The sequence below is a fragment of the Acinetobacter sp. YH16042 genome, assembly GCF_013417245.1.
GTDB classification, from domain to species: Bacteria; Pseudomonadota; Gammaproteobacteria; order Pseudomonadales; family Moraxellaceae; genus Acinetobacter; species Acinetobacter amyesii.
Window position 1 is genome coordinate 39,236 of the sequence record NZ_VPEJ01000015.1, and the last position, 15,488, is coordinate 54,723.

12 protein-coding genes and 1 other RNA gene are annotated in these 15,488 nt (G+C 39.6%); 9 read left to right on the plus strand and 4 right to left on the minus strand.

Features of this window, described 5'->3' with window-relative positions; translation table 11 throughout:
• Positions 1–124 precede the first annotated feature (124 nt).
• Positions 125–1,138 carry a porphobilinogen synthase gene (gene hemB, locus FTV37_RS11415; protein ID WP_180063885.1) on the minus strand — a complete coding sequence of 338 codons (1,014 nt, stop codon included), beginning with the start codon at positions 1,136–1,138 and terminating at the stop codon, positions 125–127.
• 107 nt (positions 1,139–1,245) lie between these two features.
• On the opposite strand from hemB, the gene FTV37_RS11420 reads away from it, so the two are divergent.
• The 3 genes from FTV37_RS11420 (at position 1,246) to FTV37_RS11430 (ending at position 4,690) form a co-directional block, all read left to right on the plus strand.
• Positions 1,246–1,743 (plus strand): thioesterase family protein, encoded by a 498-nt coding sequence (locus tag FTV37_RS11420; protein ID WP_180026566.1) that lies wholly within the window; start codon positions 1,246–1,248, stop codon positions 1,741–1,743.
• Between the two features lie 262 nt (positions 1,744–2,005).
• Positions 2,006–3,157, plus strand: coding sequence for an efflux RND transporter periplasmic adaptor subunit (locus tag FTV37_RS11425; protein WP_180063886.1), 1,152 nt, complete (start codon positions 2,006–2,008; stop codon positions 3,155–3,157).
• Positions 3,158–3,163: 6 nt separating this feature from the next.
• Positions 3,164–4,690, plus strand: coding sequence for a DHA2 family efflux MFS transporter permease subunit (locus tag FTV37_RS11430; RefSeq protein ID WP_180063887.1), 1,527 nt, complete (start codon positions 3,164–3,166; stop codon positions 4,688–4,690).
• A 70-nt stretch (positions 4,691–4,760) separates the two neighbouring features.
• Here FTV37_RS11430 and glpK read toward each other — a convergent pair whose 3' ends face one another.
• Positions 4,761–6,245, minus strand: coding sequence for a glycerol kinase GlpK (glpK, locus tag FTV37_RS11435; RefSeq protein WP_180063888.1), 1,485 nt, complete (start codon positions 6,243–6,245; stop codon positions 4,761–4,763).
• 128 nt (positions 6,246–6,373) lie between these two features.
• On the opposite strand from glpK, the gene ssrA reads away from it, so the two are divergent.
• Positions 6,374–6,733: a transfer-messenger RNA gene (gene ssrA, locus FTV37_RS11440) on the plus strand.
• Positions 6,734–6,917: 184 nt separating this feature from the next.
• Positions 6,918–8,054, plus strand: coding sequence for a tyrosine-type recombinase/integrase (locus FTV37_RS11445; protein ID WP_180063889.1), 1,137 nt, complete (start codon positions 6,918–6,920; stop codon positions 8,052–8,054).
• Between the two features lie 165 nt (positions 8,055–8,219).
• On the opposite strand, the gene FTV37_RS11450 is transcribed toward FTV37_RS11445, so the two are convergent.
• The gene (locus FTV37_RS11450; protein WP_180063890.1) at positions 8,220–8,924 is read right to left on the minus strand and encodes a hypothetical protein; all 705 of its coding nucleotides are present in this window, start codon (positions 8,922–8,924) and stop codon (positions 8,220–8,222) included.
• A gap of 210 nt (positions 8,925–9,134) precedes the next feature.
• Here FTV37_RS11450 and FTV37_RS11455 point away from each other — a divergent pair, with 210 nt between their 5' ends.
• From FTV37_RS11455 to FTV37_RS11465, 3 genes are all read left to right on the plus strand, one after another.
• Positions 9,135–10,757, plus strand: coding sequence for a hypothetical protein (locus FTV37_RS11455; RefSeq protein ID WP_180063891.1), 1,623 nt, complete (start codon positions 9,135–9,137; stop codon positions 10,755–10,757).
• 264 nt (positions 10,758–11,021) lie between these two features.
• Positions 11,022–12,017, plus strand: coding sequence for an inovirus Gp2 family protein (locus FTV37_RS11460; protein ID WP_257224309.1), 996 nt, complete (start codon positions 11,022–11,024; stop codon positions 12,015–12,017).
• 58 nt (positions 12,018–12,075) lie between these two features.
• Positions 12,076–13,035, plus strand: a complete 960-nt coding sequence (locus tag FTV37_RS11465; RefSeq protein WP_180063892.1) for a hypothetical protein — start codon at positions 12,076–12,078, stop codon at positions 13,033–13,035.
• 255 nt (positions 13,036–13,290) lie between these two features.
• On the opposite strand, the gene FTV37_RS11470 is transcribed toward FTV37_RS11465, so the two are convergent.
• Positions 13,291–13,515, minus strand: coding sequence for a hypothetical protein (locus FTV37_RS11470; RefSeq protein ID WP_180063893.1), 225 nt, complete (start codon positions 13,513–13,515; stop codon positions 13,291–13,293).
• Between the two features lie 742 nt (positions 13,516–14,257).
• Here FTV37_RS11470 and FTV37_RS11475 point away from each other — a divergent pair.
• A complete protein-coding gene (locus tag FTV37_RS11475) occupies positions 14,258–15,409 on the plus strand; it encodes a hypothetical protein (protein ID WP_180063894.1) in 1,152 nt (383 codons plus the stop codon).
• The last annotated feature ends 79 nt before the right edge of the window (positions 15,410–15,488 follow it).

Genomic DNA, 15,488 nt, shown 5'->3' on the forward strand with positions numbered 1-15,488 from the left:
GATGAATGTATAAGTTTGATCTAAACTTCAGCAACGCCGAAGTTTTTCGTCCATGACTGTTTTTGACTATTACAGATATAAAAAAGCCTTCCTGGATGTCACCATTACAGGAAGGCTTTGCGAATTATTTCATGTCTTTCAGCATGAGTGCTGCATCTTCAGCAAAGTAAGTCCAGATCCCATCTGCACCTGCGCGGCGGCAACTCATAAGCGATTCGATAATCACGCTATCAGACAACCAACCATTTTGAATGGCACCTGCCAACATGGCGTATTCGCCACTCACTTGATAGACAAATGTTGGAACACCGAAATTATCTTTGACTTCACGGACGATATCTAAATACGGCATACCCGGTTTTACAATCACCATGTCGGCGCCTTCTTGGATATCCAGTGCGATTTCATGTAAAGCTTCTGCACGGTTACCGATGTCCATTTGATAGTTATATTTATTGCCACCTTTGAGGTTGCTTGAAGAACCTACCGCATCACGGAATGGCCCATAAAAGCTAGACGCATATTTTGCAGAATAGGCCATGATATTGGTATAGATATGGCCATTGGCTTCAAGCGCTTGGCGGATTGCGCCGATACGACCATCCATCATGTCACTTGGTGCAACCACATCTACACCTGCTTCTGCATGGCTGAGTGCTTGTTTAATTAAGCATTCAACAGTTTCATCATTTAACACATAGCCTGTGTCATCGATAATGCCATCCTGACCATGTGTGGTATATGGGTCGAGCGCACCATCACTGATTAAGACCATTTCTGGTAGTTCTTTTTTTAATAAGCGGATGGTGCTTTGGACTAAGCCATCTTCATGCCAAGCTGCTTCAGCCGTTAAGCTTTTATCTTCCTGTGGTGTAACTGGGAACAAAGCTAATTTTGAAACACCCAATTCGAGTAAACGTTCTGCCTTTCTTAGTAACAAGTCAGCAGATAGACGCTGTACGTTTGGCATGCTTGGAATGTCTTGAGTTTGTTGCTGGCCTGGCAACACAAATACTGGATAAATGAGATGATCAGTCGTCAGTTGAGTTTCACGCACCATGGCACGAAGCTGGTCATTTTTACGAATGCGACGCATGCGGGTAGCAGGAAAAGCTGGACGATTGAACGTATAGGTCATAACAATCTCATTGATCAGTATTAAACTTTGACTATTGTAGACGCATAATGAGGGTTTGGCGCACCCCGTATTATTTTTTTATTCAATGACAGCGATTCGAGTAGGCTATGACAGATGTAAATAAGAGTTGGACCGGTAATATTGACCTAAACTCGAAGATTGAAATCGATACTTTATTAAATAACATTGCTCAAGCATTTAACAGCTCCCCATTTTTTGTACACAATGCCATGAAAATGACGGTGATTGATGGTCAGATCGAAGCACGTGTCGACATGGCCAGTAATTTAATTGGAAATGTCGCATTCCAAATTTTACATGGTGGTGTAGCGGCAACCTTACTCGACAGTATCGGTGGTATCTCTGCAATGGCAGAATTGTATAAAAAGGCCACAGCTGAAGATCTAGTAGAAACTAGTAAAAAGGTATCTCGCTTAGCGACCGTCGATATGCGTGTGGATTATTTGGCGCCAGGACGTGGACAGTATTTCGTTGCACGAGCTGAAACCTTACGTTTAGGTCGTAAGGGCTGCACCATGCGTATGACCATGGTCAATGATGAAGGTAAAGCGATTGCAACAGCGATTGCATCGTATGCCTATTAAGCCATTCTTAAGTTAACACATTCAAAATAATGAAAAAATAAAGTCCAGTATTGGCAGCAGGGCATGATTTTATCCTGTTGCCGACGAAAAAAAGACTGACGAGTTACATTTTCTATTCTCAGGATATGATTTTTTAGCTTTAAAATGCCGGAAAATTGAAGAAGATAGACTTTCTCACGACACCATTATCTGACAGCAAAGTTGACATGCTTTGCAAAGCTCATGATGCCATGACCAAGTCTGCTAGATTTAGGACAAATCTATGACAGATACCGTTAGTAACCTGCCAGAAACCCCATCTACAGAGCAGCCCACCGATCAGGAATTAAAAGCACGCAGAAAAAAAGGCCTTGGTATAGTGGCTGTATTGATCGTGATTGCTTTGGTGATGTATTTGATTTGGTCAATATTTCTAAATCATTCCGTCAGTACCGATAATGCCTATGTCGGTGCAGAAACAGCGTCGATTACCTCGATGGTCACGGGGCAAGTGGCAGATGTTTTGGTGAGTGATACTCAGCAAGTGAAAAAAGGCGATGTGCTTGTTCGCATTGATGCGCGCGATGCTGAAATTGCCTTAGCTCAGGCACAGGCTGAATTACTTAAAGCAAAACGCCAATACAAACAAACTGCGGCGAATAGTAGTTCTTTAAACTCACAAATTTTTGTCAGTGATGATGCAATTCATAGTGCAAGCGCACAAGTGGCGAAGGCACAAGCCGATCTGAATAAAGCACAAGATGAATTACAACGTCGTCAACAATTGGTAGCTTCAGGTGCGATTTCTAAAGAAGAATTAAGCACAGCGCAGAGTGCTGTGAATACGGCTAAAGCCAGTTTTGATGTGGCTCAAGCAGGACTTGCTCAAGCCAAATCTAGTCAAAAAGCGGCACAAAGTAATAAAGCGGCGAATGATGCATTAATTCAAGACAGCAATGAAAATTCAACCCCAGATGTTTTAGTTGCGCAAGCACGTCTACAACAAGCTCAGTTGGACTTAGAGCGTACACAAATTAAAGCACCCTTTGATGGTGTAGTGACACGTCGCAATATTCAAGTTGGGCAACGCATTGCACCGGGAACGTCATTAATGATGGTGGTGCCTGTCTCTCAGTTATATGTCGATGCCAACTTTAAAGAAAGCCAATTGGCAGGGGTGCAAGCGGGTCAAAAAGTTGAACTGACATCTGATCTGTATGGTGACAAAGTTAAATTTAATGGCATAGTCACTGGTTTTTCTGGTGGCACAGGCTCAGCATTTGCCTTGATTCCGGCACAAAATGCCACAGGAAACTGGATTAAAGTGGTTCAGCGTTTACCTGTGAGGATTCGTTTAGAACCAAAAGAGTTGGCAGAACACCCACTTCGTGTGGGGCTGTCTATGGAAGCGACGATTGACCTGAAATCGAAGTAATTGCCTATGAATCAGCAAATGCAAATGACTGACCTGAAAGGTGGTCGTCTGATTCTCGCTGCCTTAGTCTTGGCTTTGGCAAACTTTATGGTTGTGCTCGACATGACCATTGCCAATGTATCTGTGCCGCATATTACCGGTAGCCTTGCAGTATCGGCATCCCAAGGGACATGGGTCATTACCTCTTATGCTGTGGCCGAGGCGATTTGCGTGCCATTAACCGGTTGGCTCGCTGGACGCTTTGGTTCTGTACGGGTTTTTGTGATCAGCCTGTTTGGCTTTACAGTATTTTCGATACTGTGTGGTTTATCGACCAGTTTGGAAATGTTGGTGTTTTGCCGAATTGGGCAAGGCTTGTTTGGTGGCCCGATTATGCCACTGAGCCAAACGTTGTTAATGCGCATTTTCCCTCCTGAAAAGCAATCCCAAGCCATGGGGATGTGGGCAATGACTACCGTCGTTAGTCCCATTTTAGGTCCAATTTTGGGTGGTACGATCAGTGATAATTTATCTTGGCATTGGATTTTCTTTATCAATATTCCTGTCGGGATCGGTTGTGCTATCGCAGCGATGCGCTTACTGAAAACGGCTGAAACTCCAACGCAGAAATTGAAAATAGACCGCGGTGGCTTACTGCTGTTGGTGTTGTGGATCGGTGCCTTGCAATTGATGTTGGACTTGGGTCATGAGCGAGATTGGTTTAATCATCCATTTATCGTGGTGCTGGCACTGACGGCATTTGTTGGGTTGATTATTTTCACGATTTGGGAGCTGACTGAGCGGCATCCTGTGGTGAATATACTGCTGTTTAAGTACCGAAGTTTTACCATTTCGGTCTTGGCTTTGGCCTTTGGTTTTGGTGCCTTCTTTGGCAGTATTGTCCTGATTCCGCAGTGGTTACAAATCAACTTGGGCTATACCGCAACGTGGGCAGGTTATCTCACGGCAACGATGGGCGTCGGTAGTTTGACCATGTCGCCAATTGTTGCGAAGCTTGCAACCAAATACGATCAACGTGCTTTGGCGAGTTTTGGTTTAAGTATCTTGGGTGGTGTAACCCTTATGCGCGCCTTTTGGACTACGGATGCAGACTTTATGGCTTTGGCTTTACCGCAAATATTACAAGGTTTTGCCGTGCCATTTTTCTTTATTCCCTTGTCAAATATGGCCTTGGCATCTGTATTGCCACAAGACATGGCATCTGCGGCAGGTTTGATGAACTTCTTAAGAACCATGGCAGGGGCAATTGGAGCGTCGATTGCAGTAACCATTTGGGATGATCACACCAAAGTCGCACGCAGTGAAATGGTCAGTAATTTACATGTTACTGAGGTACAAAACACCTTGGTGAATCATGGAATGAGTTCAGAAGCTGCTTTGGGATATATCTCCAGTTTGGTGGATAAAGAAGCCTTAACGCTTTCAGCCAATCATGTGTTTTTAGTACTGGCGGGTGTCTTTATATTCGCTGCACTCATCATTTGGCTCTGTCCACGACCTAAAGCAGGTGTGGGTGGTGCTCATGCACATTAAATATTATCAAGTATAAAAAAACCGCTCGAATGAGCGGTTTTTTATTGCGCACGGTGTAGATTGAAAAAAATTAAAGGTCCGAGCGCGCCCGTTTAAGTGCAGATTGCCACTGAGCCAAATGAAATTCACGTTGATCTGCATTCATTTTTGGTTCAAAAGCACGTTCTAATTGCCATGAAGCGGCAATTTCATCAAGATTTGAAAACACACCCGCTTTGAGTCCGGCCATTGCGGCAGCGCCCCATGCAGTTGATTCTAAAAGTTTAGGACGCAGTACAGGCACATTTAAGATATCGGCCTGAAATTGCATCAGCATATCATTGCTACTGGCACCGCCATCGACTCGGAGTTCTTTAAGTGGACTAGACAGATCTGACTGCATGGCGGTCAATACATCCGACACTTGAAAGGCAATGGCCTCTAAGGCAGCACGAGCTATGTGGAATTTATTGGTACCTCGTGACATCCCACAGAGGAGGGCACGGGCATCACTGTCCCAATGCGGAGCGCCTAGCCCAGTAAAGGCAGGAACCAGAACCACGCCATCGGTGTGTTCAACTTGGCACGCGAGTTTTTCAACATCACTGCTTTTTTGAATAATCCCTAAACCGTCTCGCAGCCATTGCACGATAGCGCCAGCCATAAATACACTGCCTTCAAGTGCATAATGGGTTTGACCTTGAGCTTGCCATGCAAGGGTCGAGAGTAATTTATTGTGGCTATATTGAACTTCGGTGCCAGTGTTAAAAAGCATGAAACAGCCTGTACCATAGGTGTTTTTTGCTGTTCCTGCGTCAAAGCATGACTGTCCAAATAACGCAGATTGCTGATCACCTAAAATGCCGGTAATGGGAATGTTTGCGCCAAGTAAACCTGTAGCGGTATCTGCAATATAATCATCTGAACTAATGATTTTAGGAAGCACTGACAGGGGAATATCGAATAATTCTAAGAGTTCTTCATCCCAAGCTTGTTGCTGCAAGTTCATTAGCATGGTTCGTGAGGCATTGCTTGCTTCAATCACATGCTCTGCACCTTGTGTCAGGTTCCACACCAACCAACTGTCAATCGTGCCGAAAGCCACATGACCTTGCTCTGCGAGTTCACGTAGACCTTGGGTGTGTTCTAATAACCAGACCAATTTCCCAGCACTAAAATAGGGGTCGATACGTAAACCGGTCTTTTTGTGAATGAGGTCATTGAGGTTTTGTTGAGTTAGTTGCCCACACCACTCGGTTGCACGGCGGTCTTGCCAGACAATTGCAGGAGCGAGCGGTTGACCTGTGCGTTTATCCCAAACCACAGTGGTTTCACGCTGATTGGTCAGGCCAATGGCTTTAATGTCTTTGGCGAGGATACGGGCAGAAGCGAGCGCTTGCTGTACGACGGCAATTTGGGTACTCCAAATTTCCTGAGCATCTTGCTCCACCCAACCCGAATGTGGGGTTTGAATATGGGTTTCCCGTTGAGCTGTAGCTTGAACTTGTCCATGTTCGTTAAAAATGATCGCACGACTTGAAGTCGTTCCTTGATCGAGTGCCAATAAATAGCTCATATATTTTTCTTTTGCGGTCTTGAAAAATAAAATATTAACGCAATTATGTAATTAAGCGCAGATCAATGTGTAATTGTTTCGAAATTGCATCGCAATTTTTTGCAGTTATGCTATGATGACGCTACTTTGGGGATGTTTCTGGCTTCGACGCTGGTGATGAAACTCATAGATGCATGTCGAGAGCGCATTTTCTCTCGTAAATCAAATTTGCATATTTTAGTCGCAAACGACGAAACTTACGCTCTAGCTGCCTAAGGGCAGCTTGTCCGCATCCCTGAATACTTGTGGTTAGGGGTCCCGACTGAAGCGAACGCACACAAGTCCGTATAAGATCAAGCCTTGGGGTCTTATACTAAATCTTAAAGGATCGCGATTTGTACCCTGTTCGTCGGGTCACAAAGAGCTAAATCAATAGACGATATCTAAGCATGTAGTATTCTCGAGCGTAGTGCTGGCGGACGCGGGTTCAACTCCCGCCATCTCCACCAAAATTCAATTCAGAGATGTTCGACTGAATGTGAAAAAGCCCTTAAATTCAATGTTTAAGGGCTTTTTTATTGGCTATATTGTCCGATCCTGTCCTAAGCTGTGTGACCCAATTTTTGCCTTCTTCGGGTAATTATTGGGAAAATTTACCCAATTATTTTTAGTCTAGATAAAGGGTATATACAGATGAAACTCACGGATACTGAATGCAGAAAAGCACAGCCCCAAGATAAGCGTTATCGTCTTTCAGATGAAAATGGTTTGTCATTATTGGTGACACCTGCAGGGCAAAAATATTGGAATGTGCGCTATACCGTTCATGGTGAGCGTAAGTCAGAATCACTTGGTCTATATCCAGACATGAGTTTAAAGAAAGCGAGAGAGCTTGCCCTTGAGCTGAAATACAAGCATTCCAAATCAGTCTTATACGAAGACATCAAGCCATTTTTTAAAGAGGTGGCAGAAGATTGGTTTGAGAATCAAAGAGAAACTTGGTCAGCAAAGCATATCAGTAATGTACGCGCATCTTTAGATGAGCTTTACATTGCTCTCGCAAATAAACGAATCAATCAGATTCAGGCACCTGAGATTTTGCAGGTTATTAAAAAAATTGAAGCTAGAGGTTCGACTGAAGTAGCTAAACGTACGCTATCTCGATGCGGTATGGTGATGAAATATGCCATAGCCCACGGCTATCGATATGACAATCCAGCTAGTGATTTGGTTTATGCGCTTAAGAATAAGAAAGTGAAAAATTTGGCTTCATTATCTGAAAGTGAAATGCCTGAATTTCTTAGAAGGATTAAAGCCTATCCAGCAGATGCTCAGACTCACCATGCAATCATTCTGGTTATGTTGACTGGCGTTCGAGTAAGTGAGTTGTTGCAAGCACGTTGGGAAGAATTTGATCTTGAAGAACGTAAGTGGGATATCCCTGCTGAGCGTATGAAGAATGGTTTACCCCATCGTGTACCCTTAACAAATATGATGATTGATGAGCTTCAGGCACTACGTTTGACTCACAACCAAGATCTATTATTCCCACATCGTTTAAACAATAAAGAACCTATGCGTAGTGAAACAATTTTAGCTGTAATTAAGCGTTCTGGCTATTCAGGTAGAATGACAACCCATGGTTTTAGATCGCTATTTAGTACAGTACTGAATGAGTCAAATTTGTTTAATTCAGATGCAATTGAGCGTCAGCTTGCGCATGTGCCACAGAACCGTATTCGTTCTGCATATAACCGAGCACAGTATTGGGATGAGCGTGTAAAGATTATGGAGTGGTATGGGACAAAAGTGAGTGCTTGGTTAAAATAAATCACAAGGAGAAAAATCTAGATCAAATTTAATCTGACAGACACAATAAAAAACGGGTAACTGTCAGATTAGGTTTGAGCTAATACAGCTAAGTGTAATTTAGTGCCCATTAAAATAAGAATGTAACTAACAAGAATATATAAAAGCGCTAGTTTCTACTACTTTTCAATCTAAGTAGGTTCTTAAATTATTTCTTATTTCAAATTTATACTTTTCAACAGTCTCATCATCAATTATAGGTCGGTTAAAATTAACTCCGTTCTTTTGTAAAGTCTCTTTAAAGAAGTCATTTAAAATATATGCTCTGGCTAAGAGGTCGTCTAATGCATCAATGCGAATACGTAAATTTTGTGTATCTTTTAGGGCTTGTGCACATAAGTTTTTATTATTTTCCAATTCATTTTTTAAGTTTTGAACACGAATAGTTGATTGGTCTATTTTTTTAAAGTGTTCATTTTGTAGTTCTTGGTTCTGTTTATTGCTGACTAGATATTCAATGACAATCTCTTCACGATCAAAGTGGTTTTTTTCTTTAAATTTAGATAAAAAATTCGCAGTTTTACGGTCTAGATAATATTGCTTCTTAACTTTGTCTTTGTCTTTGTCTTTTTTCTTAAAAGTGCGGAATTTAGCTTTTAATTTTTCATAGCAGCTTTGCGTGATTTGAACTTGTGTGCCATTCCTCAGCATCCCAAGATTAAAAATTCCTGTCTTAAATTGAGGGTAGTTATTGAAATTTGGAAAGTAGCCTTGCTGGGGATCTTTGATAACTAGACCTATCGGATTTTCCGATTCGTTTTTCAAGAATTCTGCTTTAAGTAGACCATCTTCTAAACACCAATCTTTTAAATAAATTTGAGGACGACCCATATTGGCTCCATTTTTATATCCGATAAATCGATTTTTAATCATTAAGTAAATGATTAAAACGATATTGAATTAATTATGTTAATAAACATTATATATTAAATTAAACTAATTGTTATTTAATTTTTAATAGTTGTTTTTATGAAAAAATCCAAGAATAAGCTAAATAGACAGGGGGAACTAAGATCAATTTCAATACTTATGCTAAGGCAGATGGAAACTACTTTATCTCCAATAGATCGGATAATTTATCTAAGATTATTGGTCTGTTATGGAGGTCGTAAAATATTAATATCGGATCTGAAGGCTTTGGCTGAAGACGTGAAAGTGAATTGGTTAACATTAAAAAAAACATTGGATGTATTGGTTGAAAAAGGGTTATGCGAACGGGCAGAAGAAAAAGTTATAAAACTGAATAAAGTACTTCTACCGAGACAAGTAGGTTATCAATGGGGGGGAAAACCATCTGACCAGTTGATTGTTGCTTTAGATAAAGCAAAAGATAGTGATCAATCTGCATTAGAGTTAAAAGAGAAAAAATTGGGTAAACAAAGTATAAAAAAAATGAGGTTAAAAAAAACTGCTTCTGAGCTTGTAGCTAGTCATCCACGACATGATTTTTTGGAAGTTTTATTTGGTTTAATGTTTGATGTCAAAATTAGCCATAAGCAAAAAAATGCTAATGAGTTGTTGGAACTCAATTATAAGCAGTGGCTTGTTTTAGTGAACATGGTGCTGTCTAGTGATTCTAATGGGATCATTTTTGATGTCGGAACTTATGAATTATCTAAATGGACTGGAATGAGCCGTAATGCATTGCAAAGAGCAATTGCTGATTTATTTGACATGGGGATTCTTCGCTCCAAACTAGATGGAACATTGAATAATAATTTACTTAATTCTGTTGCTCCGGTGTATTGCTTAAATCTCTCAGCCTCCATTTGGAGTAAAAAGAGGATATTTGGACATTATTACTTTTTGAAATTACCCAATGAATATACATCTGTCGTAGAGCAAGCTTTTAATTTTATACAGTATCTGGCTGCATTTGATCAAGCAAACAAAGCATCACACCCTTGCGATAGTGTTGTAAATGAGCTTGCCAAAGTATCCGATGAAACTAATTATCAAATTATTCAAAGCAAACTGAGCTATGAGATTCGAGAAGAATTTAATTTTGTGAGTAAATTCGAAAAGAATTTTGGTCAGTATATACAACTTATGTTACCCAGCTTCCGCATGGGGAAATCATCATTGAACACTGATCAATCGAATGTTACTAGAATTGATTTCTTACTTAACTATTTACTTCAGATAAAAATTTCAAATTTAGATCAAGCACAAGTGTGGGGGAATTCACCAATGCCAAGATCATTACTAGATTGGTTTGATAGGAATTTAACTAAAATTACATTACCTGAAGTTAAATCTCAGCTAACTTCCTGTGAAGAAAACACTCAGGTTATACAAATTCCACTGAAGCAGCTAGTTGAAGAATCAAGAGCAAAAATCTTATACGCCATAAGCCAAACCCTATTACGTAGCGAAATGATGCTTATCATCAAAGATGTGCGCAAGTTAGTAAGTTCAAAAGTATATTTTGATCTTGTGGGATTACCATTACAAAAAGCAAGCCTTTGTGACCGAGTTTATTTTTGTCGATATGGTGATGAAGAGTTAAAGCAAAATACTGAACAAGATGCTTTTCTTATGCTTGAGTTAGAGCGAATTTCAGTTGATCCTGTTGAGTATGCACTTAAAAGCAAAGAGTTGGACCTAAGCTTAGCGGATCAGAAGCTGTATGGACTGTTCAATCCTAAAAAAAATAAAAGCTAATTTCTGCCTTAACTCTCGTAAATAGATATTTGAGTAAAATTGCAAGAATGTTGTGAGAGCGAAAAGTACACTACCTTATATACAGATTAGTTTTGTTCCAGTTGGTTTGTAGACTAAGTCGGTAAATAATATTATTAATTTATGAACTAATTATAAATCTATTTACTTATACAGATCATAGATATCAACAGTGTAGATCACACATACATAATAAATAACTGTAACTCCTTAGTTATGCATCAAACATAACTAAGGAATCTTCAGATGTTGCAATACGATCTCTCTCATCAAGCTGCTGTAATGAATGCAGTGACTAACTTTGTTGATTACTTATTGAATATTGAGCTATGTGATACATCGTTCATTTATCACCTTTGCAAATTGATTCCTGCATTTAAGGTCTTTGATCAAGAGGGTGTTGAATACTGTACTTTGGTTAGCGCGTTTAAAGAAATGGTGCGCTTAGTTGAAGCTGGTCAAGGTGATTTAGGGGTTGAAGAATATCTGACACAGTTACGATATAGAGAAGTATCTAATCTTCGAAATCAGTTGAGACGTCATAGGTCTCTATACCTAGATGAAATTCGAATGTTCGAAGGGCAGGAAACTGATAACCAAAAGAGTTTTCTAGCTTACGTGCAGAGGATTCTTAAAGATCATTATAAAGTCTTGATTGTGCGTGTTGATTTGGGATATTTAAAAGTATCTATGTCAAATATTACGGTGCAGGATTTCTATAACCATATTGAGTCAGTGCGTAATTTATTGAAAGATAAGAATGGCTGTTTTAAGTATCTTTTGGGTTATGGGCTGGCATTAGAGCAGGGTGTTACAAAAGGCTACCATGCACATTTAATGCTGATCTACAACGGTTCTGAGCGTTGTAAGGATTGGTACTTGGCTGATGAAGTGATTCAAAAGTGGCAAAAGATCACTCAAGGTTTAGGTTACGGACTCAATAACAATACCCCTGAAAAGAAAAAACAATACGCTGATCGAGGCTTATTAGGGATAGGCATGATTCATCGCTATCAGTCTTTAGAAGAGCGGAATGCTTTGAATGTTGCCCGTTATCTCACTCAGCCTGAAAAGTTCATGCAGAGGATGTTGATTAAGCCATCGAATAAAAGAACTTTCTTTAAAGGAATTTACCGCGAGCATGGTCGTAAGTACAAGATCAATCATCCAATATCAGCAGAAGTAGGAATTTGGTCTGAACAAGATGTAGATGATTTATTGGATGAGCCAATCGTCATTTAACTGTAAAAAAATATGGAGTGGACAGTTCTATGAAAAATATCACTTTATAGGACTCTCCATGGACATTACCTACATTGAACACCAGACTGCACCACGTTTAGAGCAAGATATACACAACTTCTTTACTCAAGTGCGATTTGGTTCACCCATCCCGCCCATGACTCATGATGAACATATTCAGAAAATCATTGAACAAACGGCTCAAGTATTACTAGAGTACTTTCGAGAGTGGAATGAGCTGATGTTTCATCATCGAGATTCAGATTGCAGTTTCTGGGTGACACAATTCAGAAACGCCTATTTTACCGTCTTACAGCAAATCGATTCGCGTCAGCATTATTTTAATCCAACAGCCAAACATACTGCGAAATGGCTAGCTGAGCATATTTTAAGTAAATTGAAACTGTTATTTGTAACTACTGGTTTCCATGAGACTTTAAATCAAACTAATGAGCAATACGAGAAGAGAGTTAATCATTTACGTGACCTTTATTGTGAAGTCAGCAAATTGAGCGTAGATGCGCCTGATTTAAAATTTTATCTGAGTTATCCAGCAGGTACTGAACTGTTGCTATCAGTCGATCAGGTAATTCAATCATTTAGAGAATTTGAAAAGAAGTTAACATTCCTGCCATGGTTTCGCTCACAAGTGATATTTAGTTATTATCACTTAATTCGCGACACAACTCGAAACTGTTACGTGATTAGATTCTACCTCACCTTTCAAACAGTCTTTTATTCTGATGATATTGACTATTCAATTGATCTTCTAAGACTGTGGCAAGATGTTACGTACGGTATGGGTATTTTATTTGACATTCCAGATGAAGAAGTACAGAAACCACAGGGTAATCCCTTTGGATATAACCCAGATGGGCTTTTGAACTTTCCTGAGCCTAAAAATCCATTGGATGATCTTAGTGACTTACCTGATACGCTGACGAGCGTAAATGAGCAGATGAATAAGATATGTATCACAACACGTGGTTTTAAAATCTTCAATGGCAAGAAACGGTGATTGGGGCTCATCCAAGTCAATGAAAATAGATAGATCCCTGTATTCAATCTAGTGGATAGATGGGACTTTCGATACGTACAGTATTGAACTTAGGCTTATTTACCACTATTTATTCCCATAATTCCTAATTTAACGTAATGGAATGCCAGTTTTCCTTAGCTGATTAAGTTAACCGGTGATCGGGTGGGAAGTATGTAGGATTAGTCACAAGATCAGTGAACGTAGCATGATCACAAATTGAGATAAAACACAAAGCTATGAATGAGATTTTTGCCCCATCAGTTGTAATGCCAGCGCATAAGCAAAATCAGGATACATTGATTCTGCAATGAAGAATGCTTGAGGTGGGGTAAAGTCTAAGATTAGCTTACAGTAAAGGGTTTCTTTGCCTGTTTGCTTATCAATGTATCTAAATGAATCCTGCGAGTGTGAATATTCGAGCCCATACAGTGGACCTCCAATACACGTCAAACTCTGCATATACAGATTCCTTTAATAAAGCTAAACACCATTATAATTGAGTATGTTGTCTCATTCATGTTGATATTGAAGCCTCAGTTGAAGTTTAGATGATATTGATTATTCAATAGTCATTCTGAATCAGAAGTATAGCGAAAACACTCAATTGATTATTCTAGTAAAAATACAACGTTGACACTTTAAATCCTGCCAATTATCCTTAACCTGCTGGCCCTCATGGTCAGTCGGTTTTAGCAGACCGCTTTACCCAAAGCACACGAAAAAGTCTCTTTCTTTTTTGTGGGCATCCCTACGTGCCCCCCTCTGCGGCGGAACGGGAGGGGGACATCTTCGGATGTGCTGATCTTTTTGGGTATCAGTCTGCTAACCCCTTTTCGTTTCGCCACCATTATTTAGCAGTAATGTGGTGAAACTTCTTTATACCCAAAGGAGTCCGCCATGCGTACGACATTCTTAAATATTCATTCTCTTTTTTACCCCAGCACTTTCGATGGCGTTGTCTTCGCAAGATAGAACCGCATTTTAAAAATTTAGCAATTGGGGGACGCTCAGTAAAGGCGCTTGTTCCTTTATTGGCCTGCACATCTGAATCATTTTATCGCTGATTTGTAGATCAACTCATTCTACGGAACAGTCACATCAGAAGAAAAGGCAGAACTCCAAGAAGAACATCAAACCGCCATAAGTCCAGCTTTGCGATTTCTGAGAGGCACTTATGGACAATAAAAGAGAATGATGCAAGATGACAACAAAATTAAAGTATCTGTCTTTATGTATTTTATTGATGGGACTGGGCGCCTGCTCTAGTAAAGATCAGCCTGAAAGTGATCCTGCTGTAGAAGAGCAAACAACAGAAAGTAAAGAAGCTTTGCAGAGTGTTACTGAAACATCAGTCGTGATTGTACCGAAAGCTAAAATCAGTCCTGATCAAAGTTGGGAGAAAATAGACAGTGATGTACTGCGAAGTAATTTGATTTACTTTTACCCTGAAAAAATGAATGTGCTCCATTACAAAGAACCGAGCAAGCTTGAGAATGATTTATTCTTCCCCGACAATCATGAAGTTGTCAAGAAACAATTACATTTAGATAAGAGTCAGCTTATTGTTATTGGAATGCCGGGGCATAACTTAGACAACAATATGTTAGTCGATTTGAGTAATGATGAATATTTCAAATATGCTAACAATCTCGCCATAAACTATATACGTGCCTTACAAGTACCAAAGGTTAAACCCAAACAGGAATTTGAAAAAACACAGCATTATGAGGAACGAGTTAAGCAAGCTCAGCAAAACTCCCTAAATAATGTAATCGACTATGATGTTGAATTATTGGAAAGAGTGTTGAATTATATTGCTCCTGATATTACTTCAATCGGAAGCGAAAGCGCTTACCAATATGATGCTGATAAAGAGTTAATGACAATTAACTTTAAACAGAAAAGCCGATATGTTTCCTCTGTGGTTAAATCAGAACTAATCATCAAGGTTCCGCCTGATTTAGCAAATTCTCTCGCAGAAAACTTTGGACAACTTAACATCGGCTATGTATTTACACCCAAAAATAACACCTTGAATTTGGATGGGATATTTTTTTATTTAGTACGCTATGGCAATCCTGATCAGCAGAACTATACCTCTAGATTGTATCTCTCACCAATCATTAAGCCGAATACATTTAAGCAAAAAAGTGCGGTCAATGTATTCTGGAAAAACAATGATGCTGTTGAGGAAATTGACACAATACCTTTTAAAAACGTGCTGACATCACCGATATGGAAATTTAAGTTTGGCCTAGAAAACTATTTATCTCCAGAATCATTATTACAAAAATACGTTAAGCCAGAAATTCCTAAAGAACCTGATGAGCTTCAGTATTTGGGTCATGGGTGAAAATGAAAAATTTGTATTTTAGTGCTTTTTAAAAATAAAGAAATTTCAAATACATATTACCCAGATGTAATGGCTTTCT